Here is a 24,471-nt window from a genome sequence, read left to right as displayed (position 1 = left end):
GTCAGTCCTGGCCGGGCACGGGCGCGCCGGAGGGCAGACCGGCCGCGACATAGGCGGCGTAGACGTCCTTCCAGGGTGCGTCGGGCCCGGCGTGCGGACCTGTGGCCTTCTCGCCTCGCGCCCTGGTGTCCAGGGCGGCCAGGCACACCTCCCAGCCGGCGCCGTTGCGGGCGGCGGTGTCCTCGGCGGCGAGCACGTTGGTGAGGGTGAAGCGGGTGCGCCCGTCGCCGGCACCCTCCAGGTCGAAGTGGACTTCGTCACCGCCCCAGTCGAACGACAGGTGCCGGGGCTGGTCGACGGCCAGGACCCGGCCGGTGGCGTCCTCCATGTGCGGGTCTCCGCTGAACCTGATCGTGCCGCCGGGGCGCAGCTCGATCTCGGCGCGGGAGGGGAACCAGCGCTCCAGCTCGTCCGGGTCGGTCACGAACTCCCAGACCCGCTCGACGGGATGGTCGTAGACGCGGCTGAAACGGACCGCGGGGCGGCCGTCGTCCAGGGTCAGGTAGGTGCCGGTGAGATCGGCGGTCATGGTGGATCAGTCCTTCGCTGCGGGCGGTTGGGGGGTGTCCGGCGTCTCGTCGAGGCGACGGCCCAGCGCGTCGAGGCTCTTGTTCCACAGCGCGCGGTACGGGGCGAGCCAGGCGTCCAGCGCGGCGATCGGGCCGGGGTCGAGGGCGTAGACGCGGCGCTGCGCGTCCTGCCGCACCCGGACCAGACCCGCCTCGCGCAGCACCTTCAGGTGCTTGGAGGTGCTCGGCTGGCTCAGTCGGCATGCCTCGACGATCTCACCGACGGATCGGGGCCGCTCCAGGAGCAGGGCGACGATCGCCCGCCGGTGGGGGTCGGCGAGCGCGGTCCAGAGGGCGGAGTCGGGCATGAGTCCAATATGCCTCCAGAGTTATATGCCCGTCAAGGAATAAACAGCACGGAGGGAGCGTGAGCGAAACGTTGCCGTTTCGTTCAGACTGGTCTAGCCTCCATGTGTACGAAACGGTTTCGTTTACGTACCCATTGCCTTTCTCGTACGCCGTCCCTGGAAACGGGTGCTCCCATGCCACAGAAATCCCTCACCGACAGCGCGCCCGAGCGCGCCACCGCCCGGACGACGCCGCCCGCGGCCTCGCCGAAGCGGTGGTGGATCCTCGCGGTCGTGGCCCTCGCCCAGTTGATGGTGGTGCTGGACGCCACCATCGTGAACATCGCCCTGCCCTCGGCCCAGGCCGACCTGCACTTCTCCGACGGCGACCGGCAGTGGATCGTCACCGCGTACGCGCTGGCGTTCGCCTCGCTGCTGCTGCTCGGCGGCCGGATCGCCGACCTGTTCGGCCGCAAGCCGGCCTTCCTCGTCGGCATCGTCGGCTTCGCGGCGGCCTCGGCGCTCGGCGGTGCCGCGAACGGCTTCGGGATGCTGGTCGTCGCCCGCGCCCTCCAGGGCGTCTTCGGCGCGCTGCTGGCACCGGCGGCACTGTCGCTGCTGAACACCACGTTCACCGACGCGCGCGAACGCGCCCGGGCCTTCAGCGTCTACGGCGCCATCGCCGGTGCCGGCGGTGCGGTGGGCCTGCTCCTCGGCGGCATCCTGACCGACGCCCTGGACTGGCGCTGGACGCTGTACGTCAACGTCGTCATCGCCGTGGCCGCCTTCGCGGGCGGCTGGCTCCTGCTCAGCAACCGCCGCGACGCCACGACCGCCAAGCTGGACGTGCCGGGCACGATCCTGGTCGCCGCCGGCCTGTTCTCCGTCGTCTACGGCTTCTCCAACGCGGAGACGCACGACTGGGGCTCGCCGCTCACCTGGGGCTTCCTGATCGCCGGCGCCGTGCTGCTGGCCGCCTTCACCTGGTGGCAGACCCGCGCCGCCGCCCACCCGCTGCTGCCCCTGCGCATCCTGCTCGACCGCAACCGCGGGGCGTCCTTCCTGGCCGTGCTGATCAGTGGCGCGGGCATGTTCGGGGTGTTCCTCTTCCTCACCTACTACCTCCAGCTCCACCTGGGCTTCAGCCCCACGAAGACCGGTGTGGCGTTCCTGCCGATGGTCGGCGCGCTGATGGTGATGGCCCAGCTGGGCACCACCGTGCTGTTGCCGCGCCTCGGCCCGAAGACGGTCGTCCCGCTCGGCTTCGCCGTCGCCACCGCCGGCATGGCCTGGCTGACCGGCATCGGCGTCGGCTCCTCCTACGCGAGCGCGGTGCTGCCGCAGCTCGTCGTGATCGGCGTGGGCCTCGGCCTGGTGATGCCGTCGGCGATGCAGCTGGCGACGGGTGGCGTCGCGGCCGAGGACGCCGGTGTGGCCTCCGCGACCGTCAACGCCATGCAGCAGGTGGGCGGTTCGGTCGGCACGGCGCTGCTGAACACCCTCGCCGCGAGCGCGGCGACCGACTACCTGGCGGGCAAGGACCCGAGCAGCAAGCTGGTGCAGGCCCAGGCCACGGTCGAGAGCTACACCACCGCCTTCTGGTGGTCGGCCGGGTTCTTCGCCGCGGGTGCGCTCATCACCTTCGTCCTGCACCGGCGCGGGGTGCCGCAGCAGGACCCGGAGGCGGCGCCGGTCGTGCACATGTGACCGGCCGGAAGTGCCGGGGACCGTCGTGCGCGAGGACACGGCGGTCCCTTTGCCCTTTGCCTTTCCCCCTTTGTCTTTCCCCTCCGGCTTCTCCCGTCCGGCTTCTCCCGTCCGGCTCTTCCCGTCCGGTTCCTCCTCCGTCCCTCCTCCTCCGTCCCTTCTCCTCCCCCGGCCGGTGGCGCGTCCTCGCCGGTCCGCCGCTCACCGCCTGTTGGGCGGGCTCGGAAACGGGTACCCACCGGCCATGCGAATCAGCGTGGTGGACGTGGGATCGAACACGGTCAGACTCGTGGTCGCGGACGCGGCGGACGGGGTGCCGCTGCCCGTGCACACCGCCAAATGGCGGCTCAGGCTGTCCGAGCAGGTCACACCGGGGGGACCCATCCCGGAGCAGGCCGTGGCACAACTCGTCGACGCGGTGGCCGAGGCAGACAGGACCGCCGCCCGGTGGGGTGCGGCGAGCCCGCCGGCCTTCGCGACCGCCGTGGTGCGCAACGCGCCGAACCGGCGCGAGGTGCTGCGCGCCGTCCGCGCCCGTACGGGCGTCGAGTTGTGCACCCTGCCGGGCGAGGTCGAGGCCGAACTGACCTTCCTCGGGGCCCGGCGGTGGATGGGCTGGCGGTCGGGGCCGCTCGCGCTGCTCGACATCGGCGGCGGCACACTCGAAGTCGCCTTCGGACGCGGCCGGTTGCCGGACTTCGTGGCGTCGTTGCCTTTGGGGGCGCGGCGGTTGACGCACGAGTTCTTCGAGGACGAGGACCCGCCGTCGCCGGAACAGGTGCGGGCGCTGCGCCGCAAGGTCCGCCACCAGTTGCGGGACGTCGCGGCGCGGATCCGCTGGGAGGGCCCGCGCACCGCGGTCGCCACCTCCCGCACCTTCCAGCAGCTGGGACGGCTGTGCGGTGCGGCGCCCGGACGCCACGGCCCGTTCGTGGACCGGCAGATGCACCGCTCCGACCTGCGGGCGGCGATCGCGCGGCTGGCCGCCCTGCCCGCGGCCGAACGCGCGCACCTGCCCGGCATCTCCGCACCCCGCGCCGCCCAGAGCCTGGCGGGGGCGGTGGTCGGGCACACCGTGCTGAAGCTCACCGGCATCGAGGCCGTCACGGTCTGCCCCTGGGCCATCCGCGAAGGCGTACTGCTGCGCCACATCGAGGACGGCCCCTCCTGGTGGGCGGAGGTCGCCCTGCGCAGCGAGGAGGCCGCGCCCGCCGATCCGGTGCCGCTGCGCATCGCCCGCGCCGGAAGCTGAACACCCCGCCGTGACCGGACGAACCGCACGAGGAAAGGAGACACCCGTGTCCCAGCACAAGGATCACGGCCACGCCGAGGACCGGCACGGCAAGCCGGCCGAGACGGCACTCGAAGAGGTGCTGCGCGAGGTCGAGGACGCCGAGAACCGCACCGGAGACTCCGCCGAGGAGCGCCGCCATTGGGGCGAGGCCGGGGAGGCCATCACCCCCAACACGCGTGCGCAGAAGGAGTCCGAGGGCGACTGACGGGAACCGGGCGGGCTCGGGCCACCGAGACAGGGGCCCGAGCGCCCGCACGACCGGTCGCGCACGGACCACCCCGCACGGGTCGCGCACGGATGACCCCGCACGACCGGCCCGGCACGACCGGCCCAGCACGAATGGCCCCGCACGACCCGGCCCCGCACGGCCGACGCCCCCGCCACCAGCGCCCGCACACCCGCGCCCGCACCGCCATGGCCGGCACCACCAGCGCCCGCACCCGCCGCGGCCCGCCACCGCCGTGGCCGGCACTACCCGCATCCGCACCCGCCGCGGCCCGCACCACGCCAAAACGCACCACCCGCACCCGCCGCGGCCGCACCACCCGCACCACCCGCACCACCCTCGGCCCGCACCACCCGCACACCACCCCAACCCGGACCACCCGAGCCCGCACCCGCAGCGGCCCGCGCCGGGCAGATTCGCCGTCACGGACCGCCCGGTCTGCCCGGGCCGTCCGTGACCTTGTCCATCGCTCCCGCCCGGGCGGGTCCACTGCGCGGGTTGACCCCGGTCGCCGGGTGGGTACCCGGCGCGCATGGAGCACGAAGGACCACGACTGCCCACCCCGCGCGGACCGCTGAGCAGCGGTGTCGACGCGTATCTGCGGGGCGTGGGCCGCCACCTGCCCCGCCTTGAGGAGATCGCCCGCGCCGAGGTGTACGGCGACGACCTCCAGCTCGCCCTGTACCTGTGCTACGAGCTGCACTACCGCGGCTTCGCGGACGTTCCCCCGGAGCGCGAGTGGGACCCCGACCTGCTGCGCGTCCGCGCGGCCATGGAGCACCGCTTCCTGTCGGCGCTGCGCACCGACGCACACGTCCACGACAGTGTGGACGAGGCACTGGCCGGTCTGCTGGTGGAGCCCGTCGAGGGCACCGGCGTCAGCCACTTCCTGCGTGACGAGGGTGAACTGTGGCAGGTGCGCGAGTACGCCGCCCAGCGCTCCCTGTACCACCTCAAGGAAGCGGACCCGCACGCCTGGGTCCTGCCGCGGCTGTCGGGCCGGGCGAAGGCGGCGATGGCGGCGGTGGAGTTCGACGAGTGGGGCGGCGGCCGGGCGGAGCGTGTCCACGCCCGCCTGTTCGCCGGCCTGATGGCGGACCTGGGCCTGGACACGGCGTACGGCCGCTACCTCGACGCGGCGTCCGCCGAGGCCCTGGTCACCGTGAACATGATGTCCCTCTTCGGGCTGCACCGGGCTCTCAGGGGTGCGCTGGTCGGTCATTTCGCGACGGTCGAGATCACCTCGTCACCTGGGTCGCGGCGACTCGCCGAGGCGATGCGCCGCACCGGCGCGGGGCCCGCCGCCGAGCACTTCTACGACGAGCACGTCGAGGCGGACGCGGTCCACGAGCAGGTGGTGCGCCACGACGTCATCGGCGGACTGCTCGAGTGCGAGCCGTACCTCGCCGCGGACATCGCCTTCGGCATCGACGCCACCGAGTTCGTCGAGGAACGCTTCGGCACCCGGCTGCTCACCGACTGGCGTGCTTCCCGTTCGTCACTGCATGCACCTCTTGCCCAGGAAAGAGCTCATATCTCGTGATGCCCGGGGTACTCGGCGTCCGTGATTGCACTGGTACCCCCGGGCGTGTACGCCCCGCAGGAGGACACCGAGCTGCTGGCCGGTGCCCTGTCCGACGAGCCGCTGCCGCCGGGCGCGGAAGTCCTCGACGTGGGCACCGGCAGCGGAGCCCTGGCTCTGGAGGCCGCACGCCGGGGCAACCGTGTGACCGCCGTGGACGTGTCCTGGAGCGCCGTGTGGGCCGCGCGCCTGAACGCCCGGATCGCGGGGCTCCCGGTCCGCATCCGGCGCGGAAACCTCTTCGGCCCCGTGCGCGGAGAGAACTTCGACCTGATCCTGGCCAACCCGCCGTACGTGCCGGCGCCGGACGGCCATCACAGATCGCCGCGAGGCGCGGCCCGGGCCTGGGACGCGGGCGCCGACGGGCGCCTGGTCGTCGACCGTATCTGCGGGGAGGTGCCCGGTCTGCTGCGGCCGGGCGGGGTGCTGCTGCTCGTGCAGTCGGCGCTCAGCGGCCCGGACCTGACCGTCGGGCGGTTGCGCACGGCCGGTCTGAAGGCCGCGGTGACCCGTCGGCACCGGATCGCGCTCGGGCCCGTGGTGCGCGGCCGGGAGCGCTGGCTGCGGGAGCGGGGGCTGCTGCCCGCCGCCGATGACAAGGAAGAGCTGGTGGTCGTCCGTGCCGAACTCCCCGTCTGACCGGCCCGCCTCGCCGCGCCGCGTCACCGTCCAGCGCAAGGGCCCTGTGCTGATGGAGGGCCCGGTGGAGGTGGAGCTGGAGGACGGCTCCGTCGTCTCCTCCGACCGCTTCCGCGTGGCCCTGTGCACGTGCCGCCGCAGCCGCCGCTACCCGTGGTGCGACACGAGCCACCGCGACCGGGCGTAAGGCCCGGATCGCCGAAAGGGTTCGGGGGCCGGCGGGCAGCCCCACACTGCCCGCCGGCCCCCTTGCGCGAGATCGCGACTCCGCGTGACAACGGCCCGGCTCCCCAGCCACGGCCCGCTGCGCTTCACGGTTCCAGTGCGATCCCGGTCTGTGGGTTCAGCCTTCTCAGAAGGAGAAGACGCCCGTCCCGTAGGCGTTCTTCATGCAGTCGTTGGAGAAGGTGCGCTCGTAGGAGACGCGCTTGCCCTGCCACACGCCGTCGACGGTGACGACGACGGGGTCGTACTGCTTGGTGCACATGACGCCGTCCCTCGCGGTCAGGGCGTCGAAGTCGCCGCCCACCCCGCGCAGTTCCGCACAGGCCGCCCCGGCCGCCGGGTGCGTGCCGGCGGCCGTCGGGGCACAGGTCAGGGTGACCGCGCGTTCCGGAGTCGCTGCGATCGCGCTCTCGCCGTGGCCCACCGTGAGGACGAGGGCCGACGGGGCGTAGAGCGCGGTGGGGGCCTGACCCGGAGAGGCGAGCGCGGCCCCGGAGAGGGGTCCGCAGACGGCGGTGGCCGTCATGCCGATGGTCATGGCCCAGCGCGCGGTGGTCCGCATTGTGTGCTTCCTTCCGCATCGATTACAGGGTGTGCCGTTCCGTGCTCGGTCGGTGCCCGGAGCGGCGAGCGCGAGTCTGCCGAGTCCGCCGCGGAAACACACATCGACCCCACGGGTTTCAGTAACCTTGCGTGTTGAATCAGTGGCGTGAAGTCACAGAATCCACACGAGTGAAGCCCGTAACTCCGCGGTTCCCGGGGGTGCGAAGCGGCCAGATGGCCGATTTCCATGTGTTCGTTAATAGGCCTGAAACATTCCGATTCCGCTCTCGGCCGACTGCTTCGTGACCCCTTGTGTTCATGAACCGGCCGAGTAATCGTCATTACATGATTACGAGCGAGCAGAGAGAGAAGCTCAGCGGCTGGTTCGCCGGCCGCCTGCCCGACGACCTCTTCGAGGAGCTGACCGAGATCACGGTCGACCGCGAGGAGATCACCGTCATCGGCCGCATCCCTGCACCGCGGCTGGCCGAGGGCGCCCCGGCCGGCGAACGGGACGCGGCCCTGGAGAGCCGGGCTCAGGAATTCCGGGAGCGCACCCGCGAGGACCGGATGGCCGTGGCCCGGGAGGCCGAGCACCGCTTCGGCCGCAAGGTGTCCTGGGGCGTGGAGTGCGGCGGACGGCGGACGCTCTTCACGCACGTGGCCGCGCCGGTCATGACGCGGCTGCGCCAGCCGGAACGCCAGGTGCTCGACACCCTGATCGCCGGCGGTGTCGCCCGCAGCCGCAGCGAAGCGCTGGCCTGGTGCGTGCGCCTGGTGCAGCGTCATACGGACGACTGGCTGGCAGAGTTGCGCGAGTCACTCGACCACGTGCGGCGCGTCCGGTCCCAGGGGCCGGACATCACGCCGGATCCGGCACCGCGCGCGGACGAGGACTCGGGCGCGGACGAGGAGGAGTGAGCCGCTGTCAGACCCCTCGGCTACGTTGCCCGCATGACCGACTTCGTATTGGTGGCGGGGACATGGCTCGGGGCGTGGGCATGGGACGAGGTGGCCGCCGAGCTGCGCGGCGCCGGACATGACGTCCATGCGCTGACGCTGTCGGGCCTCGCGGAGAGACGGGACACACAGCCGGCCGGGCAGCGGACGCACGTCCGGGACATCGTCGAGGAGGTGGAGCGGCTCGGCCTGCGGGACGTCGTCCTGGTCGGGCACAGCTACGCGGGTGTTCCGGTCGGGCAGGCCGCCGAGCGCATCGGCGACCGGCTGCGGCGCGTGGTGTTCGTCGACGCGAACGTGCCGGTGGACGGGGAGTCGTTCCTGTCGGGCTGGCCCAGCGAGCACGTACGGCGGACCATCGACGCGCAGGGCGGCTACTGGCCGCCGCTCGGCCCCGAGGACTACGCGGGGCAGGGGCTGACGGACGAGCAGGTCGCCCGGATCGTGGGCGCGACCCCGCACCCGGGCATCACCCTCACCGAACCGGCCGTCCTCGACCGCCCGCTCGACGCGCTCCCGGCCACGTACGTGAAGTGTCTCCTCGACGGGGAAGAGCCGATGCCGGCCGTTGCCGCGCTCCTGAAGAGCGACAGCTGGGAGCTGGTGACGCTGGACACCGGGCACTGGCCGATGTTCTCGCAGCCGCGCGCGCTGGCCCGCGCACTGCACGAGGCAGCCGCCCGCCCCTGATCCACCGGAGCGCATACCGCTCGGTATCGTCGCCCGTACGGCACGGTCTCGACGAGGAGACGACGAGAGGCGGGGCGTACGGTGGGCAAGCACTGGGCGGACTTCCAGTACGAGATCTATCTGAACGGGATGACGGGCGCCGTACCGCGGCTGCCCACCGATCTGACCCGGCTGGAGGAGCTCACCGAGCAGCGGCTCGGGCCCGGCCCGGTCGGTTACGTGGCAGGCAGCGCGGGCAACGGCAGTACGGCCCGCGCCAACCGCGCGGCTCTGGAGCGCCGCAGGATCGTGCCGCGCATGCTGCGGGACGTGCACGAGCGGGATGTGTCGGTCGACGTACTGGGCCGTGCCCTCCCGGCCCCGCTCGCGCTGGCCCCGGTAGGTGTGCTGTCGATCATGCACCCGGACGCCGAGTGTGCCGCGGCCCGGGCCGCCGCAGCGCAGGGCGTGCCGTACATCCTGTCGTCCGCCTCCAGCACGCCCATGGAGCAGGTCGCCGAGGCGATGGGGGACGCCGAGCGCTGGTTCCAGCTGTACTGGCCGAAGGACCCGGAGGTGGCCCGCAGCTTCCTGGGCCGGGCGAAGGCGGCCGGGTTCACCGCGCTGGTCGTCACGCTGGACACGCCGTTGCTCTCGTGGCGGCCGCGCGACCTCGACCAGGCCTATCTGCCCTTCCTGCACGGTGTGGGCACCGCCAACTATTTCTCGGACCCGGCGTTCCGGGCGGGCCTTGCCAAGCCGGTGCACGAGGATCCCGACGCGGCCGTGATGCACTTCGTCGGGATGTTCTCCGACCCGGCCAAGAGCTGGCCCGACCTGGCGTTCCTGCGGGAGAACTGGGACGGTCCGATCGTCCTCAAGGGCGTCCTGCACCCGGACGACGCGCACCTGGCCGCCGACGCGGGCGTGGACGGTGTGGTCGTCTCCAACCACGGCGGCCGTCAGGTGGCCGGCGCTGTCGCGGCGGCCGACGCGCTTCCCCGCGTGGCTGAGGCGGTGGGCGACCGGCTCACCGTCCTCTTCGACAGCGGCGTCCGCACCGGCGACGACATCTTCAAGGCGCTCGCCCTCGGCGCCCGCGCGGTCCTCGTCGGCCGCCCGTACGTCTACGGCCTCGGCCTCGACGGCCGGTCCGGCGTCGAGCACGTCATCCGCTGCCTGCTCGCCGAACTCGACCTGACGCTCGCCCTGTCGGGGCATGCGACGCCGGGCACGATCGGCCCGGCCGACCTCGTCGAGGATCCGGTGTGAGGGTGGGGCTGCGCGGCGCGTTCGCCGCGCAGTCCCGCTCGGGCCCGGGGCCCTTCGTCACGCGGTCCGGCCGTCGGTCAGCCTCACCTGGCGGGCCGCCGGGTCGTCCTGCTCCTCGATCGACAGGGAACCGGACGTCGTCGGCAAGGGCTCGGCCTGCCACCGCTGCGCGTCGGAGGAGCGGTCGCGGACCTTGACGACGATGTCGGCGTCCGGGTCGTCGTCGGCCGGGGAGAGGGCCAGCTGCTCGTCCCAGCGGGGCAGCAACTCCCCCTGCACGGTGAGGTCGTAGCGCACGTCCTCGCCCCGCTCGGCGTCCTCGTCGGCACAGGTGCCGAGGACGACGACACCGGCGTCCTTGTGGGAGTCCAGGCACAGCCCTGGGTCGGCGACGCTGCGCAGCAACCCGTCGTCCTCGTACGTCCACTGCTGGGTCCACACCGTCGAGCACTCCGCCAGTTTCGTGCCGGAGCCCTCCTCGGGCAGGTCGCGGATGTCGAGGCACAGACCGGCACCGACGTTGCGCAGCCGCGTCACACCCTGGGACGCGGGAAGCCCGGCGGCGCCGGGTGGCGTCACCGACGCCGAGCCCTTGCCGCCGGCGGCGCTGTCGGAGCCCGCCGGGTCGGCCTCCCCGCCGTCGTAGGACGACGCGCTGAGGATGAGCACCGTCGCCAGCACCCCGGCCGAGACCGCGCCGACGCCCGAGAGCAGTGCCCGCGAGGAGCGCAGCGCCTGCGGAACCCGCCGGGCGGGCACGGGGAGCCGGGACAGCAGCCCGTGCCGTCCGCCGCCCCGGCGTCCGCCGCCCCGCCGGTCGGTGCGGGCGCCGCGTGCGCCGTGCGAGGCGCGTCCGGGGCGGGAGTCGAGGTAGCGGCGGGCGCCCCAGCCGAGCACCGCCTCGGCGATCAACGGCCCCAGCGGGCCCTCGAAATGGCTCAGTTGTTCCGCGGCGTTCCGGCAGTAGCGGCACTCGTCGAGATGCTGCTGGACGTCGGGCAGCAGTGCGCCGCCCCGGCGTATCGGGACGTCGAGGAGGCGGTTGTAGAACCGGCAATCATGGGTCGGTGCAAGTTCGCGATGGGCTTGTACACAACCTTGACGAAATGTGTCCCGCGCCTGTTCGAGGGATGCCGACGCGATGTCGGTGTCCAGGCCCAGGAGTCCGGCCGGGACGCTTAAAGGATCTGCCTCGACCTCGACGTGCCAGAGCAAACAGCGCGAGTCCGCGGGAAGTGCCTGGAATGCCCGCTCCGCGAGGGTTCGATTTTCGGGCGTCATGGACGTCGCCGCGCGCAGCCCGCGCCCTCCGGCCGGTTTCTGCAAGGCGGGCAGAACGGCCGATATTCGATCATCGGCGGACCACTCGCGGATCGTGTCGCGCACGGTCACCAGGAGGGCCGGGCGCAGCGCGACGGCCGACTCGCCGAAAGCGAGGCGGTTGAGCGTCCGGTGGAAGGCGGTTCCGGTCACCATCGCGGCGACCTGCGCCGACGAGGCGAGACAGATGACCGCGTAGTCGTGCACCGGCTGGTAGTGCCGCGCCATCAGCAGTGCCACCGAATGAGCGGCGACCTGCCCCTCCGGACTGCCTCTCAGAGGGGCGGCGAGTGATTCATCGGATTCCCCCGGATCCCCGCCGGGCGGGGGATACGGAGGACGAGGGGGGTGGGGGGTGGGCACTGAGATGGTTCCTTCCCACGCATGTGACGCACAGAAGTTCTGTCGCCGAAAAAGGAGGCCCGGTTGGTGCGTACCTCTTTTGGCGCAGCGCGGGAGGTGAGAATTCACCGATGGCGAATCGGACGTGGTCCACAAATCACGTGCGACACCCGGCCATTCCCCCCGCACGCGTGTTTCACTCTTGCACAACCCCCACACGGCCAACAAGGCGCCCGGACAACATCCCCACCATTGACAGAAAGTCAGAAACGGGGAACGGATGCGCGTGGCTCGCACCCGTTTTCGACATTTCCCTGCGGCCTGTGTGAATCGGGCACCGGGCCCGCTTCCTCAGATCTGCCAGGAGCGCAGCCGGTCCGCCGCGCCGTAGACGTCGGTGGCGCCGGACAGCAGGTCGCGCGCGAGGTCGACGAGGGCACCGTAGGGCGGGTCGATACCGACGCCGCTGACGAACATGTACGCCACGGCGGTCGCGCAGGCGAAGCGGGCGTTGGCCGAGGGCAGCGGCCGGAGCACGGTGATGGTGTGCAGCAGCGCGGCGGCCCGCCAGGCCGGGTCGGAATTCACCCCGAGGCGCGGCGGGTCGACGCGGTGCCGGGCGACGGCTGCGACCAGTGCGGAGAAGTCGTTGACGGTGGGCTGGTCCGGCAGGACCTCTTCATGGCGCTGCAGCAGCCAGGGCACGTCGATATGGATCACGGGCGCCATGGGTCAGGCGGCCCGCCCTTCGCCCTTGGCGGGCGGTTCGTCGTCGGGGAACGCGGCGGCGAACTCGTCGGCGTGGGTGGCGAAGAACCGGCGGAAGGCTTCCGCGCCCTCCTGCAGGGCCCGGTGACGGGCTATGTCGGCCGCGGCCGCTTCCCGCACGAGCGCCTTCATCGACGTACCGCGCTCCTTGGCGATCTGCCTGAGGTCCTCAAGTTCGCGGTCGCTGAACTCCACGTTGAGAGCTGGCATGCCATCACGGTACCGCTCGGGTACTGACCCGTAAATACCCCCAGGTCAGGAGGGCATTCGGAAGGTACCGGGAAGGGGGCGGCCTGAGATGTGGGTCACAATGGGCCCTCGGATGTCACATTCCGGGGCCCTGTCCGGCTCGAAGGGGTGAGCACACCCACGGGAGGCCCGCACATGACCCAGATGTCCGTACCCCGCACCGACGCCCCGCTGGACGCGGCGACCGGGGTGTTCGTCGACCACCGCGAGCTGCTGTTCGGCGTCGTCTACAACATCCTCGGCAGTGTCGCGGACACCGAGGACGTCCTGCAGGAGACATGGCTGTCCTGGACGGCCCGCGGCGGGGGCGCCCCCTTGACCGGAGTCGGCAACCCCCGCGCCTATCTCGTCCGGGTGGCCGTCAACCACGCGCTGCGCCGCCGCGCCGTGATCAGCCGCCGGCGGGAGACGTACGTCGGTCCGTGGCTGCCCGAGCCGCTGGTCGCCCCGGAGGGCACCGAGACCGCCGAGGCCCCGGCCCTGCGTTCCGAGTCGGTGTCGCTGGCGATGCTGGTGGTCCTGGAGTCGCTGACACCTCTGGAGCGGGCCGTGTTCGTGCTGGGCGAGGTGTTCGGATACCCGCACGCCGAGATCGCGGAGATCATCGACCGCTCCCCCGCCGCCGTACGCCAGTTGGCGCACCGGGCCCGGGAGCACGTGCACGCGCGACGGCCGCGGTACGAGGCGCATCCGCGAGTGCGGCGGGAGGCGACCGAGCGGTTCGTGCGGGCGGCGCTCGGCGGGGACATCGCCGAGCTGATGGAGGTGCTCGCGCCGGACGTCACGGCGTGGACCGACGCGGGCGGCAAGCGCCGGCGGGCCGGTCTGCGCCCGGTGCACGGCCGGGACAAGGTGGCCCGTCTGCTCACCGCCGGGCGGGGCGGCCCCGACCACCCGGTCTGGCGCCACCGGCGCGTCAACGGCGACGACGCGGCGGTGCTGTTCGACGGTGACGCGCCCTTCGCCGTCCTGGTCCTGGACCTCACCCCGCAGGGCGACCGGGTGCGCGGCATCTACGTCGTGGCCAACCCCGACAAGCTCGCCCATCTGCCGAGGGCGGCCGAGTGAAGCGCCGGGCGGAGGTGTCCGGGTGCCGTCCGCGTCGCCCGGGCCCGCGGGCGACCGCCGCATCCGCCGCGGGCCCGGCCGCCGGCACGGGTGCCGGGGCCGCGCGGCCGGTCAGGAGTGGGCGCGGCAGAACTCCCGGACGGTCCGGTTGAACGGCTCCGGCGCCTCGATGTTGCTGAGGTGCCCGACGCCCGGGAGCACGACCAGCGTGGCCCGCGGGATCGCTTCGAGGAACTGGTGGGCCACGGGCTCCACGGGTGAGCGGGTGTCGAGCTCGCCCCACAGCAGGAGCGTGGGTACCGCGATCCGCGGCAGCAGGTCCCGCTGATCGGCCTCGACCATGACGGTGAGCTCGGTCCGCATGCTCCGGGGCCGGGTGTCGGCCGACATCACGGACAGCAGGCGTACGGCTTCGGCGGGTGGCTGCCCGGCGAACAGACCCGGCACGGTCGGCGCGAAGGCCTCGGCCGGGACCGCGAGCATCCGCTCCGCTCCCTCCGCCCGGGACCGCACCTCCGCCGCCGGCAGCGAGCCCTTCCAGCCCGCGTAGGTGTCGACGAGCAGCAGCGTCCGGACGACTTCGGCGTGGTGTCGGTAGAGCTCCAGCACGACGGTCCCGCCCCAGGACGCACCGAGTACGTGGGCGGGGCCGAGGTCCACGTCCTCGACGACGGCCGCCAGACAGCGGGCGTAGTCGGCCAGGGTGAAGTCGCCGGGGACGTCGGAGGAGCGGCCCGCCCCCGGCTCGTCCCAGGCGACGACGGTGAACTCGTCGGCCAGGTCCTCGGTCTGGGGGCGGAACAGCCGGGCGTCCGCGGTGGCGCCGTGCGCGAGCACGAGGGGCGGGCCCTGGCCCACCCGGTCGTACGCGACCTCGATGCCGTCGACCCGCACCGCTGGCATGACACCAGGCTACGCGCGCGGGCCGGAGGCGTCCTCCCGGCGGACTCCCCCGGCCCGTGGCACCGCTGCCCGGTCCCTGCGCCGGTCCCTACGCCTGGTCCGCCACGAAGGAGGCCATGCGGGTCAGGGCGGCGTTCCAGTTGATCGTGTGCTCGTTGGTCGACCAGGACTGGATGTCGTCGATGTAGCAGAACTGGCCGACGCAGCCCTGGAGTTTGCTCTGTGCGTAGGGGTCCTGGATGCTCGAGTTCGGCCCGCCCGCGAGGGTGCCCTTCGGCGGGTTGGGCTGGGCGGGGTCCAGCTGGTGGGCGTACCAGCGGCTGTGCTGGTTGTGCGCGCTGACCTCGCCGTAGCCGGTGACGTAGGAGATGTTCAGCGCGTTGCGGCCCAGGATGTAGTCCATGCTCTGCAGCGCGCCGTCCCGGTACTTCGAGGCGCCGGTGATGTCGTACGCGGTGGCGAGGACGACGGCGTTGTTGAGGACCTGGTGGCTCGAGCCCCAGTCGTAGGTGCCGCTGCCGGGTGCGTACGGCATGCCGTAGGGGTGTGCCCCGAGGGTGGCCAGGTAGCGGTCGGCGCCCTTGACGACGGACCGGCGCACCGCGTCCCGGCCGGGCAGCCTGTTCGGCACGGTCGCCAGGTCGAGCCGCCCCGCCGCGCCGGTGCGGGCCCAGTCGAAGCCGAGCGGCGTGAAGAGGTCGGCCGCGTGGACCGGGGACTTCAGGACGTACTCCTCGTACCGCTTCTCCCCGGTGGACAGGTACAGCTCGGCCGCCGCCCAGTAGAAGTCGTCGGAGACGTCGCTGTCGGGGTAGGCGCCGCCGCCGATGCCGTCGCTCTCCGGGGCGAGCCGGTCGGGATGGGCGAGCGCCGCCGACCAGGCCTTGCGGGCGGCGGCCAGGGCCTTGCCGGCGAACGCCCGGTCGTAGGGCCGGTAGAGGCGGGCGGCCTGTGCGGCCGTGGCGGCCAGGTTGAGGGTGGCGGCGGTGGACGGCGGGTGCAGTTCGCGCTTCTGCGGGTCGTCGCCCGGCATCAGCGGCAGGCCGGTCCACTGCTCGTCGTGCATCTTGTGGTGGGCCATGCCGGCCAGCGGCTTGCCGTCGGGCACCTGCATCTTCAGCAGGAACTCCAGTTCCCAGCGTGCCTCGTCGAGGAGGTCCGGGACCTTGTTGCCGCTCTCGGGGATGGCGAGCGTGCCGTCCCGGAGCTTGTCCGCCCGCCCGGTGCGGGCGTGCCGGGCGCGCTCCCAGGTGCTGAGCAGTTCCCAGGTGGAGATGCCGCCGTTGACGACGTACTTGCCGTGGTCGCCGGCGTCGTACCAGCCGCCGCTGACGTCGAGGGTGTAGTCGCACACGCCCGGCTGGCAGGGCACGGCGGTGTCGCCCTGGTTGGGGGCCACGCCCACGTGCCCGGCCGGGCGGCCGTAGCCGGGCCGCAGGTCGTCGCGTATCGCGATGCCGCTGCGCTGGGTGTAGTAGTACTTCGCCGAGTCGAGGCGGAGCCTTTCGTAGGCGCTCGCGTCGATGTCGAAGGGGCGGCTGGTCTCTCCGTCGGCCACGAGCGTGAGGCCAGAGCCCTTCGTCCGGTAGGCACCGAAGTCGATCGAGTGGACGTTCTGCCCGGAGGAGGCGTCGACGCCACGCGGCAGGGTCGTGCCCCGGGCGACCACCTTCCCGCCGGCGTTCCTGAGCTGCCAGGGCAGCTTCGCCGTGGCGTCGGTGACCAGCGTGGCGTTCTTCGGCCCGGCCGGCAGGTAGCCGACCTGGTTGACGCGGACCCGGGGACCGGTGTCGGGCTCGTACGGGTCCGGCACCACCCCGCCGAGCAGCGAGACGTCGTCCATGCAGAAGCGCCAGGGGTCCGCGCTGCCGCCGAGCTGGAAGCCGACCTGGCCCTGCGCGGTGTCGACGGGCGAGGTGAAGGTGTAGGAGTAGGTGTCGCCCGAGACGCTGAGCTGCGGCGACACCTCGTGGTAGGTGTCGTACGGCGACACCGACAGGCCCACGATCGCCCGCACCACGTGCCCGGCGGGCGTCCCGGTCGCGCTGAAGGAGAAGCGGTACGACTCCCCCTTCACGAGGGTGATGTCGTTCTGCCCGACGGCGGCGTCCCAGCGGTTGGTGGTGCCGCCGGGGACGTCGGCACAGAGCCGGCCGTCGAAGACGCCCGCGGTGACGTTGGCGGTCGTCCACCAGGGTGCGGTGCCGGTGTCGAAGGTGCCGTTCTCGACCTGCTCGACCTCGTCGGCCCCGGCGGGCGCCGACGGCAGCGCGGTGAGCGCGGTCGCCAGCAGGGCGGTCAGGGACAGCAGGGCGGTTCTGCGTCGTTTCACGTCTGGGCTCCTCCGGGAGGTGCGGGTGGCGCTCGGCGTGGGAGCGCTCCCAGATGCGGACGCAGGCCATGGTTGTGGCAGATGTGACACCCCGTCAACGGTCCGGACAGGACTGGCTGTTCGCCGCATGTCCGGACCGTGACGCCCGGGGCTCAGGCGGCCGGGGCGTCCAGCCGGCTGATACGGATCGCTCCCCGGGGCTCGCCGGGGTGGCGGCTCGTCAGGGTGAGCCGGATCCGGGAGCCGCGGAGGGCCTTGAACGTGATCACCGTGGGGGTGTCGGAGGCGGCCGCCCAGCCGATCTCGGTGTCCCGCGCCGCCCGCCACGCGCGGCCGTCCCACACCGCCACCTCGATCGTCGCGGGCAGGCTGTGCGCGGCGTCCACGGTGAAGGAGACGTCCACCCGGCCGTAGCCGCGGGTGCGCCCGTGGTCGACCGAGACCCAGTCCTCGGCCCGCGCGCCGTCGAAGGCCGGCAGCAGGGCCGTGGCCTGTTTGAAGAAGCCGTTGGACCAGCCGGTGGCCGGATCGCCGTCGAGCATGGCGGCGGGGAGGGTGTCCGGGCGGCCGGAGTAGCTCGCGTCCGCGTGCGGGTGGCCGACGGGGTCCGGGTGCTCGGGCCCGAAGGCCGTCGGGGCCGTCTCGGCCCGGTCCCCGGCCCGGGTGGCCCGCACGGTCGCCGTGCCCGGGCGCAGTCCCCCGGCGCGAGCGGTCACCTTCACCGCGCCGGCCTTCGTACCGGACCGGACGATGGCGAGGGCCTTGCCGTGGAAGGCGGTGCGGGTGCTCGCCTGGTAGCGCTCGGCGCTCTCCTGTCTGCCGTTGTCGAGTCCGGCGAGGGAGCCTCCCGCCACCGTGAAGGACAGCAGGTGCTCCGCGTCGGGCACCACCACTCCGCGCCGGTCGACGACCTCTGCGGTCACGAAGACCAGGGAGCGGCCGTCGGCGGCGACGGACTCGCGGTCCGCGGTGAGGCGTACCGCGTGCGGGGCTCCCGCGGTGCGCAGCACGTCGGTGGCGACCACCTTGCCGCCTCGCCGTGCGACGGCCTTCAGCTCACCCGGTTCGAAGGGCACCCGCCAGGTCAGGTGGAGTTTTCCGGCGCTGCCGTTCGGGCTGGTGTAACTGCCGGGGTGGGGGCCGTCGGTGAAGGTCTTGTCGTCGCCGGTCGCCTCGGCCGTCTCCAGGTACGGGCGGCCGTCGACGGTCTTCTTGGTGTCGAACCGCCGTACGCCGAGAGACTTCCCGTTGAGGTACAGCTCGACCGTGTCGACGTTGGCGTACGCCCAGACCTCGACCGTGTCGCCCCTGTCGTGGTTCCAGGTCGTGGGCAGCAGGTGGACCATCGGCTCGCTGGTCCACTGGCTGCGGAACAGGTGGTACATGTCCTTCGGGAAGCCCGCCGTGTCGACGGCCCCGAAGAAGGACGCCTTGACGGGGAAGACGTCGTAGGGCGTCGGCTCGCCGATGTAGTCGATGCCGGACCAGAGGAACTGCCCGGCGAACCACTTGCGGTCCCGGTCCTTCTTGTGGCCGTACTCGCCGCTCATGGTCCAGGAGGCGAGGTTGTTGTCGTAGGAGGAGGTCGCGCGCCCGCCCGGGGTGTGGTTCTCGCCGGTGTTGAGGTGCTCGGGCTCCTGGTAGGCGCCGCGGGTGGAGGTCTCCGAGGAGGACTCGGACTCGAAGAGGAACAGGTGCGGGTAGGCCGCGTGCAACTCGTCGACCGACTTGGCGGTGTTGTAGTTGAGGCCGAGGCCGTCCAGCTTGGCCAGCATCAGGTCCGCCGCGGAGCCCTTGGCGGGCAGGCGGCGGTACTTGTCGGAGCCGATGACCAGCGGGCGGGTGCCGTCGGCCGCCCGGATCGCCCCGATGATCCGGTCGGCCATGGCGAGACCGGCGGCCGAGGTGGAGTCGGGAACCTCGTTGCCGATGGACCAGCTCAGCACGGCGGGCGAGTTGCGGGCCGCCAGGACCATCTCGGTGGCGTCCTTCTCGCACCACTCGTCGAAGAAGCGGCCGTAGTCGTACCGGTTCTTTCCGGTCCGCCAGCAGTCGAACGCCTCCACCAGCATGACGACGCCGAGCTCCTCGCAGACCTGGATCACCTCGGGCGCGGGCGGGTTGTGGGAGGTGCGCAGGGCGTTGACGCCCATGGAGCGCATGATCTCCAGCTGCCTGCGGACGGCGTCGATGCTGACGGCGGCGCCGAGTGCGCCCAGGTCGTGGTGGAGGTCGACGCCCTTGATCTTGTGGTGGGTGCCGTTGAGGAAGAAGCCCTCGTCCGGGTCGAAGCGGAAGGTGCGGAAGCCGAAGACCGTGCGGTAGGTGTCGGTGGTCCGGCCGCCGACGCGCAGTTCGGTGTGCAGCGTGTAGCGGTGGGGTGCGGCGAAGTCCCACAACTGCGGATCGGCGACCGTCAGTTCGTGGTTCTCGGTGTGCTCGGCGGTGACGGCCGCGGTGGTGGAGGTACGGGCGACCGTCCGGCCCTTGCGGTCGACGATCCGGGAGACGACCTCGACGTCCGTGCCCTCGCCGGAGGCGTTGACGACGGAGGTGGCCACCCGTACGACGGCACGCTCGGCGGAGATCTCCGGTGTGGTGACGCGGGTGCCCCAGCGGGCCACGTGCACCGGCTCGGTGATCACGAGGCGGGCCTCGCGGTAGATGCCGCTGCCCGAGTACCAGCGGCTGCTGGGGAGCCGGTTGCGGACCTCGACCGCGATGACGTTCTCGGTACTGCCGTCGGTGTGCACCAGGTCGGTGAGGTCGAGGGCGAAGCCGGTGTAGCCGTAGGGGTGGCGGCCGGCCTCCGTGCCGTTGCAGTAGACGGTGGAGTCCATGTAGACGCCGTCGAACTCCACCGAGACGCGTTTGCCGGCGAGGCCGGGCGGCAGGGTGAAGGCCAGGCGGTACCAGCCGAGGCCCCCGGGCAGGAAGCCGGTGCCGCTGGTGGTGCCGTGCTCGGTGGTGGGGGTCTGCTCGATGCTCCAGTCGTGAGGGACGGCCGTCTCGCGCCAGCCGGAGTCGTCGTGGCCGGGACGGTGGGCGTCGGCGTAGGCGCCGGTCGGATCGGTGACGCCGCCCGGGTTCACCAGCGCGAAGCGCCAGCCGTCGCGCAGCGCGACGGTCCGGCGGCCGGGCGCTCCGCGGGCCTCCCCGGCGGCCCACGCCTCCGGGGCATCGAGCAGCGCTCCGGCCGCGGGCGTGGCAGCGGTGGCGAGCAGGACCGATCTGCGCGTGACCGACATGAAACTCTCCCTCACAAGGGCCCAGAAGTACTCACAACTGATCGCGAACAAACAGATTCTGTCGAGGTGTCATGCCCGGGCGTCAAGGGTGCGGCGGGGCCCTTCTGCGCCGGCGATCACTTCGGCCGGATATGCGCCCCGACCCCCGCGAGGAAGGCGGCACGGGGGTTACCGGTCCACGCAGGGCGCCTACGGACTAGGCTGGAACTCAACTGACTTCCCTGTTCACTGTGAGTGTCCGTATGGAGTCGCGACGATGAGTCCGGACGAGGGGTTCGACGACGGCGTGGCCGCGCGTGCCGTCATCGCCGTCGACGGCACGCTCACCGAGTGGAGCGAGGGAGCCCGCCGTCTGCTGGGTCACACGGCCGACGAGGTCGTGGGCCGCCCGGCCGCCGCGCTGCTGGCCGACGGCGCGGACCCGCCGTCCGTGGCGGACGACTCCCGCTGGAGCGGCACGCTCACCCTGCGTCATCGCGACGGCCACCCGGTGTCCCTGTGGGTGCTCGCCCACCGCAGACCGCCCGAAGGAGCCGAGGCGACCGACTGGCTGGCGGTGTCCCCGACGGAGGCCGCCGACCAGGGGCTTCCGGACGACCCGCTGGTGCGCATGGCCCTGACGCAGTCGCCCTGCGCCACGATGATCTTCGACGAGCGGTTGCGGCTGCGCGGCGTCAACGAGGCGATGGCGGACCTCCTGGGGCTGCCCGCCGGGCGGATGCTGGGCCTGAAGCCGACCGACATCGGCAGCCGGCCACCGAACGCCGAGCTCGAGGAGAATCTGCGCCGGGTGCTCGCCACCGGCCGGCGGCAGGACATGCAGACGTACATGAAGGCGACCGGTGAGAGCCGGGCGGCCCACGCCTGGCTGGCCAGGATGGCCCCGCTCACCGACGGCACCGGCCGGGTGCGCGGCGTGTGCGTGACCGCTCACGACTTCTCCGACCAGTACCGGTCGCGGGAGCGGCTGCTGCTGGTCAACGAGGCGAGCGTGCGCATCGGCACCACCCTCGACGTCAGCCGCACGGCGCAGGAGCTGGCGGACGTGTGTGTGCCGGCGCTCGCCGACTTCGTCAGCGTCGACCTGCTCGACCCCTGGGAGCACGGCGGCGAGTCCGCCGGGCCGCCGATCCCGCCGCTGACCCTGCGCCGGTCCGCCCACCAGTCGGTCAACAAGGGCAGCCCGGAGGCCGTCGCCGAGCCGGGGCAGGTGGACGTCTACCCGGAGAACTCCCCGCAGGCCGCCTCCCTGATCGCCGGGCACACGGTCGTGGCCTCGGGCGCGTCGGGCGATCTCGAGCGGTGGCTGGCCTGGGACCCGGTGCGCTTCCAGCGGATCCAGGAGTACGGCATCCACTCCACGATGTCCGTGCCGCTCCAGGCCCGGGGCACCACCCTCGGCGTGGCGGTCTTCACCCGCTTCCGCCGCCCCGAGGCGTTCACCCCCGACGACGTGCTGCTGGCCGAGGAGGTCACGGCCAGGGCCGCCGTCTGCATCGACAACGCGCGCCGCTACTCCCGGGAGCGCGAGACGACCCTCACCCTGCAGCGCAGCCTGCTGCCGCGCACCCTGCCGCACACGGCTGCGGTGGAGGCCGCCTCCCGCTACCTGCCGGCCACCCGTTCCGGCGTGGGCGGCGACTGGTTCGATGTGATCCCCCTGTCGGGAATGCGGGTCGCCATGATCGTCGGCGACGTCGTCGGCCACGGCATCCAGGCCTCGGCCACCATGGGCCGGCTGCGCACCGCCGTCCGTACGCTCGCCGACATCGACCTGGCGCCCGACGAACTGCTCACGCACCTCGACGACCTCGTCGTCCGGCTGTCGGAGGAGTCCGGCGGGGACGACGGCACCGGGGAGGTGGGCGCGACCTGCCTGTACGCGGTGTACGACCCCGTGTCACGGCGCTGCACGCTGGCCCGGGCCGGGCACCCCCTGCCCCTGCTGGTGCCGCCGGGCGGCCCGGCGCACCAGCTCGATCTGCCCTCGGGGCCGCCGCTGGGTGTCGGGGGGCTGCCGTTCGAGGCGGCCGAGGTGGAGCTGCGCGAGGGCAGCGTGCTGGTCTTCCACACGGACGGGCTGCTCGTGAGCCGCGAGCGGGACGTCGACACCAGCGGCCGGATGCTCCGCGAGGCCCTGTCGGCTTCCTCCGGTTCCCTGGACGAGACCTGCGACCGCGTACTGAGCACCCTCCTCCCGCCGGGCGGCTCCAGCGACGACGTGGCCCTGCTGCTGGCCCGCACCCGCGGCCTGCCGTCCGCCCAGGTCGCCACCTGGGACATCCCGGCCGATCCGGCACTGGTGGCCCCCATCCGCAAGCAGGTCGTCGACCAGCTGGAACGCTGGGGGCTGCTCGAAGCCACGTTCACGGCCGAGCTGGTGGTGAGCGAGCTGGTCACCAACGCCATCCGCTACGGCGCGCCGCCCATCCGGCTCCGGCTGATCCATGACGCGGCCACGCTGATCTGTGAGGTGTCCGACACCAACCACACGGCACCGCACCTGCGCCGGGCGAAGACCTGGGACGAGGGCGGCCGCGGTCTGCTCCTGGTCGCCCAGCTCACCCAGCGGTGGGGCAGCAGGCACACCGGCGAAGGCAAGACGATCTGGGCGGAGCTGGCCCTGCTCGACGACGAGCTCTGAGCGCCCGGTCACGATTCCGCGGACGAGCCGGACGCCGTTGCTCTGCTGGAGGGCCGGGAACGGAGCGCCGGTCGCGATCCCACGGCCCCTCCCGGCAGAACCGGCCCCCTCGACGGCCGGGAACACAACACCGTCACGTGCCTACGGACGATCTCGACGGAACCGGTCCGCTCGACGGCCTGACGTGAGCGGGCGATCCGCACCGCCGGGCGGGCGGCCCGCGTCGGTCGGTGCCCCCGGACGGCTTTCGTGACCACGGAGGGCCGCTGCCCGGGAGAGGGCTCGCGACAGGTCTCTTACCAGCACCTGGTTTCATGGGCGGGCACGACCAGATCCCGCCCCGGAGGACCCCGCCCTGAACGCCCCGCTCGCCGAAGTCCTGTCCGTGACGCTGCTGGCCGCCGTGCTCGTCTGGGCCGTCGCCCGCCCGAAGGGCCTGCCCGAGGCCGTGCTGGCCGTGCCCGCCGCCGGGCTGGCCATCGCCCTCGGGGTGATCTCGCCCGAGCACGCCTGGGAGGAGATCCAGCGGCTCGGGCCCGTGGTCGGCTTCCTCGCCGCCGTGCTGGTCCTCGCCCACTTCTGTGACGTCGAGGGGCTCTTCACCGCCTGCGGGGCGTGGATGGCCCGCTGGGCCACGGGGCGCCCCACACGGCTGCTGACCGCGGTGTTCGCGCTGGCGTCCGTCATCACGGCCGTACTCAGTCTGGACGCCACGGTCGTCCTGCTGACTCCGGTGGTGCTCGCCACCGCCACCCGCATGGGCGTGCAGGCACGGCCGCACCTCTACGCGTGCGCCCACCTGTCGAACACCGCCTCGCTGCTGCTGCCGGTCTCCAACCTGACCAATCTGCTGGCCTTCACCGCGAGCGGCCTGAGCTTCACCCGCTTCGCGGCCTTGATGGCACTGCCCTGGCTGGTCGCCATCGCCGCCGAGTACCTGGTGTTCCGCCGCTTCTTCGACGGCGAACTCGCGGCGCCCCTGCCCTCCCCCGACCCCGCCCCGCGTCCCGAACCGCTGCCGTTGTTCGCCCTCGTCACCGTCGGCTGCACGCTCGCCGGGTTCGTCGTCGCCTCCGCCGTCGGGATCGCCCCGGCCTGGGCCGCGACGGCCGGTGCGCTGGTGCTGGCCGGGCGGGCGCTGGTGCGGCGCCGGGCCACGCCGCTCGCGGTGGTCAGGTCGGCGCAGCCGGCGTTCCTGGCGTTCGTGCTCGCGCTCGGCGTCGTCGTGCGCGCGGTCGTCGACCACGGGCTCGCCGACGCGCTCCGGCACGTCCTGCCCGACGGCTCGGGGCTGCTGGCACTGCTGGGCGTGGCCGCGCTGGCCGCCGTCCTGGCGAACCTGATCAACAACCTGCCGGCGGTGCTGGTGCTGCTGCCCCTGACCGCCGGGGCCGGCCCCGGTGCCGTGCTGGCGGTGCTGCTCGGTGTGAACATCGGCCCCAACCTGACCTACGCCGGATCGCTGGCGACCCTGCTGTGGCGGCGGATCGTCCAGCAGGGCGGGCACCGGGTCGGGCTCGGCGAGTTCACACGGCTCGGGCTGCTCGCCGTGCCGGCCGCGCTGGTGTCGGCCGTGGCCGCCCTGTGGCTGTCGCTGACCGTCCTCGGCACCTGAGCCAACGCA

The 24,471-nt window shown here is 72.7% G+C and carries 21 protein-coding genes; 12 read left to right on the top strand and 9 right to left on the bottom strand.

Annotated elements, in window-relative coordinates; translation table 11 throughout:
• Position 1 precedes the first annotated feature (1 nt).
• Together ACFCXS_RS21665 and ACFCXS_RS21660 are read right to left on the bottom strand one after the other, a co-directional pair.
• On the bottom strand, positions 2-529 hold the full coding sequence (locus ACFCXS_RS21665) for an SRPBCC family protein (protein WP_376644974.1): 528 nt from the start codon (positions 527-529) through the stop codon (positions 2-4).
• Positions 530-535: 6 nt separating this feature from the next.
• A complete protein-coding gene (locus tag ACFCXS_RS21660; RefSeq protein WP_376644973.1) occupies positions 536-877 on the bottom strand; it encodes an ArsR/SmtB family transcription factor in 342 nt (113 codons plus the stop codon).
• A 174-nt stretch (positions 878-1,051) separates the two neighbouring features.
• Between ACFCXS_RS21660 and ACFCXS_RS21655 the strand changes: the two genes are divergently transcribed.
• From ACFCXS_RS21655 to ACFCXS_RS21630, 6 genes are all read left to right on the top strand, one after another.
• On the top strand, positions 1,052-2,563 hold the full coding sequence (locus ACFCXS_RS21655) for an MFS transporter (protein WP_376644972.1): 1,512 nt from the start codon (positions 1,052-1,054) through the stop codon (positions 2,561-2,563).
• 244 nt (positions 2,564-2,807) lie between these two features.
• A complete protein-coding gene (locus ACFCXS_RS21650) occupies positions 2,808-3,815 on the top strand; it encodes a Ppx/GppA family phosphatase (protein ID WP_376644971.1) in 1,008 nt (335 codons plus the stop codon).
• Between the two features lie 46 nt (positions 3,816-3,861).
• Positions 3,862-4,062, top strand: a complete 201-nt coding sequence (locus ACFCXS_RS21645) for a hypothetical protein (protein WP_376644970.1) — start codon at positions 3,862-3,864, stop codon at positions 4,060-4,062.
• Positions 4,063-4,615: 553 nt separating this feature from the next.
• A complete protein-coding gene (locus ACFCXS_RS21640; protein WP_376644969.1) occupies positions 4,616-5,626 on the top strand; it encodes an iron-containing redox enzyme family protein in 1,011 nt (336 codons plus the stop codon).
• 21 nt (positions 5,627-5,647) lie between these two features.
• Positions 5,648-6,304: a HemK2/MTQ2 family protein methyltransferase gene (locus ACFCXS_RS21635; protein ID WP_376644968.1), complete on the top strand. Its 657-nt coding sequence runs from the start codon at positions 5,648-5,650 to the stop codon at positions 6,302-6,304.
• Positions 6,285-6,491: a CDGSH iron-sulfur domain-containing protein gene (locus ACFCXS_RS21630; RefSeq protein WP_376644967.1), complete on the top strand. Its 207-nt coding sequence runs from the start codon at positions 6,285-6,287 to the stop codon at positions 6,489-6,491. Before ACFCXS_RS21635 ends, ACFCXS_RS21630 begins: the two co-directional genes overlap by 20 nt.
• A 165-nt stretch (positions 6,492-6,656) precedes the next feature.
• Here ACFCXS_RS21630 and ACFCXS_RS21625 read toward each other — a convergent pair whose 3' ends face one another.
• Positions 6,657-7,091, bottom strand: a complete 435-nt coding sequence (locus ACFCXS_RS21625) for a protease inhibitor (RefSeq protein ID WP_376644966.1) — start codon at positions 7,089-7,091, stop codon at positions 6,657-6,659.
• A 326-nt stretch (positions 7,092-7,417) separates the two neighbouring features.
• Between ACFCXS_RS21625 and ACFCXS_RS21620 the strand changes: the two genes are divergently transcribed.
• The 3 genes from ACFCXS_RS21620 (at position 7,418) to ACFCXS_RS21610 (ending at position 9,973) form a co-directional block, all read left to right on the top strand.
• Positions 7,418-7,993 (top strand): hypothetical protein, encoded by a 576-nt coding sequence (locus ACFCXS_RS21620; RefSeq protein WP_376644965.1) that lies wholly within the window; start codon positions 7,418-7,420, stop codon positions 7,991-7,993.
• 33 nt (positions 7,994-8,026) lie between these two features.
• Complete coding sequence (locus ACFCXS_RS21615) at positions 8,027-8,722, top strand: alpha/beta fold hydrolase (RefSeq protein ID WP_376644964.1); 696 nt, start codon at positions 8,027-8,029, stop codon at positions 8,720-8,722.
• 81 nt (positions 8,723-8,803) lie between these two features.
• Complete coding sequence (locus ACFCXS_RS21610) at positions 8,804-9,973, top strand: lactate 2-monooxygenase (RefSeq protein ID WP_376644963.1); 1,170 nt, start codon at positions 8,804-8,806, stop codon at positions 9,971-9,973.
• Positions 9,974-10,030: 57 nt separating this feature from the next.
• On the opposite strand, the gene ACFCXS_RS21605 is transcribed toward ACFCXS_RS21610, so the two are convergent.
• The 3 genes from ACFCXS_RS21605 to ACFCXS_RS21595 form a co-directional block, all read right to left on the bottom strand.
• Positions 10,031-11,656 (bottom strand): RICIN domain-containing protein, encoded by a 1,626-nt coding sequence (locus ACFCXS_RS21605; protein ID WP_376644962.1) that lies wholly within the window; start codon positions 11,654-11,656, stop codon positions 10,031-10,033.
• A 330-nt stretch (positions 11,657-11,986) separates the two neighbouring features.
• Positions 11,987-12,364, bottom strand: coding sequence for a toxin Doc (locus ACFCXS_RS21600; RefSeq protein ID WP_097222448.1), 378 nt, complete (start codon positions 12,362-12,364; stop codon positions 11,987-11,989).
• A gap of 3 nt (positions 12,365-12,367) precedes the next feature.
• Positions 12,368-12,613 carry a hypothetical protein gene (locus ACFCXS_RS21595; RefSeq protein ID WP_030845137.1) on the bottom strand — a complete coding sequence of 82 codons (246 nt, stop codon included), beginning with the start codon at positions 12,611-12,613 and terminating at the stop codon, positions 12,368-12,370.
• Positions 12,614-12,787: 174 nt separating this feature from the next.
• Here ACFCXS_RS21595 and ACFCXS_RS21590 point away from each other — a divergent pair, with 174 nt between their 5' ends.
• Positions 12,788-13,720, top strand: coding sequence for a sigma-70 family RNA polymerase sigma factor (locus ACFCXS_RS21590; protein ID WP_376644961.1), 933 nt, complete (start codon positions 12,788-12,790; stop codon positions 13,718-13,720).
• A gap of 111 nt (positions 13,721-13,831) precedes the next feature.
• On the opposite strand, the gene ACFCXS_RS21585 is transcribed toward ACFCXS_RS21590, so the two are convergent.
• The 3 genes from ACFCXS_RS21585 to ACFCXS_RS21575 all read right to left on the bottom strand — a co-directional run bounded on the left by ACFCXS_RS21585 (position 13,832) and on the right by ACFCXS_RS21575 (position 20,203).
• Entirely contained in the window at positions 13,832-14,623 is a 792-nt protein-coding gene (locus ACFCXS_RS21585) for an alpha/beta fold hydrolase (protein ID WP_376644960.1), read from the bottom strand.
• 88 nt (positions 14,624-14,711) lie between these two features.
• On the bottom strand, positions 14,712-16,955 hold the full coding sequence (locus ACFCXS_RS21580; RefSeq protein ID WP_376644959.1) for a glycoside hydrolase family 9 protein: 2,244 nt from the start codon (positions 16,953-16,955) through the stop codon (positions 14,712-14,714).
• A 152-nt stretch (positions 16,956-17,107) separates the two neighbouring features.
• Positions 17,108-20,203, bottom strand: a complete 3,096-nt coding sequence (locus ACFCXS_RS21575) for a glycoside hydrolase family 2 TIM barrel-domain containing protein (RefSeq protein WP_376644958.1) — start codon at positions 20,201-20,203, stop codon at positions 17,108-17,110.
• A gap of 256 nt (positions 20,204-20,459) precedes the next feature.
• Here ACFCXS_RS21575 and ACFCXS_RS21570 point away from each other — a divergent pair, with 256 nt between their 5' ends.
• Together ACFCXS_RS21570 and ACFCXS_RS21565 are read left to right on the top strand one after the other, a co-directional pair.
• On the top strand, positions 20,460-22,847 hold the full coding sequence (locus ACFCXS_RS21570; RefSeq protein ID WP_376644957.1) for a SpoIIE family protein phosphatase: 2,388 nt from the start codon (positions 20,460-20,462) through the stop codon (positions 22,845-22,847).
• A 385-nt stretch (positions 22,848-23,232) separates the two neighbouring features.
• Entirely contained in the window at positions 23,233-24,462 is a 1,230-nt protein-coding gene (locus ACFCXS_RS21565) for an SLC13 family permease (protein ID WP_376644956.1), read from the top strand.
• Positions 24,463-24,471: the final 9 nt, after the last annotated feature.

The organism is Streptomyces sp. NPDC056373 (assembly GCF_042262425.1).
Lineage (GTDB): Bacteria > Actinomycetota > Actinomycetes > Streptomycetales > Streptomycetaceae > Streptomyces.
The sequence above is the reverse complement of the archived record's forward strand: the minus strand, read 5'-3'. Positions and strand labels throughout refer to the sequence as shown.

What these genes read in the sequence shown, in the direction of transcription:
- ACFCXS_RS21575 (WP_376644958.1), bottom strand. Translation starts at nt 20,203, where the DNA reads ATGTCGGTCACGCGCAGATCGGTCCTGCTCGCCACCGCTGCCACGCCC.
- ACFCXS_RS21655 (WP_376644972.1), top strand. Translation starts at nt 1,052, where the DNA reads ATGCCACAGAAATCCCTCACCGACAGCGCGCCCGAGCGCGCCACCGCC.
- ACFCXS_RS21650 (WP_376644971.1), top strand. Translation starts at nt 2,808, where the DNA reads ATGCGAATCAGCGTGGTGGACGTGGGATCGAACACGGTCAGACTCGTG.
- ACFCXS_RS21620 (WP_376644965.1), top strand. Translation starts at nt 7,418, where the DNA reads ATGATTACGAGCGAGCAGAGAGAGAAGCTCAGCGGCTGGTTCGCCGGC.
- ACFCXS_RS21600 (WP_097222448.1), bottom strand. Translation starts at nt 12,364, where the DNA reads ATGGCGCCCGTGATCCATATCGACGTGCCCTGGCTGCTGCAGCGCCAT.
- ACFCXS_RS21590 (WP_376644961.1), top strand. Translation starts at nt 12,788, where the DNA reads ATGACCCAGATGTCCGTACCCCGCACCGACGCCCCGCTGGACGCGGCG.
- ACFCXS_RS21640 (WP_376644969.1), top strand. Translation starts at nt 4,616, where the DNA reads ATGGAGCACGAAGGACCACGACTGCCCACCCCGCGCGGACCGCTGAGC.
- ACFCXS_RS21585 (WP_376644960.1), bottom strand. Translation starts at nt 14,623, where the DNA reads ATGCCAGCGGTGCGGGTCGACGGCATCGAGGTCGCGTACGACCGGGTG.
- ACFCXS_RS21570 (WP_376644957.1), top strand. Translation starts at nt 20,460, where the DNA reads ATGAGTCCGGACGAGGGGTTCGACGACGGCGTGGCCGCGCGTGCCGTC.
- ACFCXS_RS21665 (WP_376644974.1), bottom strand. Translation starts at nt 529, where the DNA reads ATGACCGCCGATCTCACCGGCACCTACCTGACCCTGGACGACGGCCGC.
- ACFCXS_RS21660 (WP_376644973.1), bottom strand. Translation starts at nt 877, where the DNA reads ATGCCCGACTCCGCCCTCTGGACCGCGCTCGCCGACCCCCACCGGCGG.
- ACFCXS_RS21615 (WP_376644964.1), top strand. Translation starts at nt 8,027, where the DNA reads ATGACCGACTTCGTATTGGTGGCGGGGACATGGCTCGGGGCGTGGGCA.
- ACFCXS_RS21595 (WP_030845137.1), bottom strand. Translation starts at nt 12,613, where the DNA reads ATGCCAGCTCTCAACGTGGAGTTCAGCGACCGCGAACTTGAGGACCTC.
- ACFCXS_RS21625 (WP_376644966.1), bottom strand. Translation starts at nt 7,091, where the DNA reads ATGCGGACCACCGCGCGCTGGGCCATGACCATCGGCATGACGGCCACC.